The 2,305-nt window shown below is 40.3% G+C and carries 3 protein-coding genes; 1 reads left to right on the forward strand and 2 read right to left on the reverse strand.

Going from position 1 to position 2,305, the window contains the following annotated elements; genetic code table 11:
- Positions 1-364 (reverse strand): DNA translocase FtsK 4TM domain-containing protein (locus tag H5072_RS17240; RefSeq protein ID WP_182694242.1); only part of this gene is annotated, 364 nt, incomplete at its 3' end.
- 173 nt (positions 365-537) lie between these two features.
- Positions 538-1,017 (reverse strand): leucine-responsive transcriptional regulator Lrp, encoded by a 480-nt coding sequence (gene lrp / locus H5072_RS17245; protein WP_182694243.1) that lies wholly within the window; start codon positions 1,015-1,017, stop codon positions 538-540.
- Positions 1,018-1,159: 142 nt separating this feature from the next.
- Between lrp and ald the strand changes: the two genes are divergently transcribed.
- Entirely contained in the window at positions 1,160-2,281 is a 1,122-nt protein-coding gene (gene ald / locus H5072_RS17250) for an alanine dehydrogenase (RefSeq protein ID WP_182694244.1), read from the forward strand.
- Positions 2,282-2,305: the final 24 nt, after the last annotated feature.

Below are 2,305 nucleotides of genomic sequence, written 5' to 3' on the forward strand. Positions count from 1 at the left end.
CGTCGAAATTATTACTACTAATAGCGGTAGCTGAGGTAATAAATAAAGCAAAACCAATAACTCGCAGCGCTAAGGTAGTGTAATCAAGCTGTAAAATGCGGTGAGGTTGTTTAAATAGCAAGTAGCCAAATAGCTGAATGGCCGCTGGCACTAAGTAAGCCAACCAACCAAAGGTGAGTAATAAAATGTCGGCTATCCATGCACCGGCTGCTCCTGTGATGTTGCTTACTTCGCTAAAACTAGTTTGCGACCATGCAGCATCTGCTGGATCAAAGCTGATCAAGGCACATAAAATAAATATTGCCGTAAAGGTACTGATAATCAGCCCTGTTTCTAATAGTCTTTGCACACCGTTTAGGCGCATAGTTCCCTATTCCTCTTTATTATTCTATTTTTATTCACACTTACTTAGCAGTGAAATACCTTAGCAGGAAATGCAATTTGTTGCACTTTATCTTAACCTTGATGGCCTGATTATGAACAAGTTTTTATAATTTGAGCTTATATAAGCAAATGACGCAGTTAATATAAATAACCTCAAGTAATATAAGGACGAATAATTACGCCTTCTTCACCTTTTACTTCTTCCATTACTACATAAGTTCGGCTTTCACTTACGTTTGGCAGTTTCAATAGTATGTCGCCTAATACGCCACGGTATTCTGACATATCATTTACGCGCGTTTTAAGTAAAAAATCGAAATTACCCGATACTAAATGACATTCGATAATTTCTTCGTGCTTTTTAACCGCAGCACTAAACTCATCAAATACGTCGGGAGATGTTTTAGTAATCGTTACTTCTACATACACCGATAAACCTTGCCCAAGCTTAGCGGGATCGACCACCGCTTTATAGCCAAGTATATAACCTTCCCGTTCTAGCTTTTTTACTCGCTCCAAGCAGGGTGTGGCGCTTAGGCCAACTCGTCTGGCCAGTTCTACGTTCGACAAACGTCCATCGTGTTGTAATTCAATTAAAATTTTACGGTCAATTCTATCTAATAATTGATGCATAGTACCAACTAGTTTTTTATGCTGTTTATTTTTATTATCTAGATGATAACACTAGATTTGAGTTTAAAAAAGGTGAGACACACGGGCTTATGATGAATATAATAGTGGAAAATGTTAATCCGTTCTTAATAAGGCAAATGATATGATTATTGGTGTTCCTAAAGAAATTAAAAACCATGAATACCGTGTAGGTATGGTTCCTGCAAGTGTTCGTGAATTAGTAAAGCACGGTCACCAAGTGATTGTAGAAACTGATGCAGGCATGGGCATTGGTTTTACTAACGAAGATTACACACAAGCGGGTGCTGAAATTTTAGCAACTGCTGCTGATGTTTTTGCTAAAGCAGACATGATTGTAAAAGTAAAAGAGCCGCAAGCTGTTGAACGTGCAATGCTACGTGAAGACCAAATTCTTTTCACTTACTTACACCTTGCACCTGATCTTCCACAAACTGAAGACCTTGTAAAAAGCAAAGCTATTTGTATTGCATACGAAACTGTAACTGACTCACGCGGTGGTTTACCGCTTCTTGCTCCTATGAGCGAAGTTGCTGGTCGTATGTCTATTCAAGCTGGTGCACAAGCGCTAGAAAAATCTAACCACGGTCGTGGCATGCTACTAGGTGGCGTACCAGGCGTTGAAGCTGCTAAAGTTGTTGTAATTGGCGGCGGCATGGTTGGTCGTAGCGCAGCTCAAATGGCTGTTGGCCTTGGTGCTGAAGTTGTCGTTCTTGATCGTAACATCGACGTATTACGTGCACTAGACGCGCAATTTGGTAATAAAGTTAAAGCTATTTACTCAACTGCTGATGCACTAGAAAAACACGTACTAGAAGCTGATTTAGTAATCGGTGGTGTACTGATCCCTGGTGCAGCTGCACCTAAACTAGTAACTGCTGAGCACATTAAAGCAATGAAACCTGGTTCTGCAATTGTTGACGTTGCAATCGACCAAGGTGGCTGTATTGCTACTTCTAAAGCAACGACGCATGCTGATCCAACTTTCATCGTTGATGAAGTTGTTCACTACTGTGTTGCTAACATGCCAGGTGCTGTTCCACGCACATCTACGTTTGCACTTAACAATGCAACATTGCCTTTCATCATTAACCTTGCAAACAAAGGTTATAAAAAGGCGCTACTAGATGACGCTCACTTCTTAAAAGGCTTAAACGTAATTAAAGGCCAAGTAACTTACAAAGAAGTAGCTGAAGCGTTCAACATGGAATATGTTGACCCACGCACAGCGGTAGAAAACGCATAATTTAGCGTTTTGTAGTTAAGTTGG

Source organism: Pseudoalteromonas sp. SR45-5 (genome assembly GCF_014163565.1).
GTDB classification, from domain to species: Bacteria; Pseudomonadota; Gammaproteobacteria; order Enterobacterales; family Alteromonadaceae; genus Pseudoalteromonas; species Pseudoalteromonas distincta.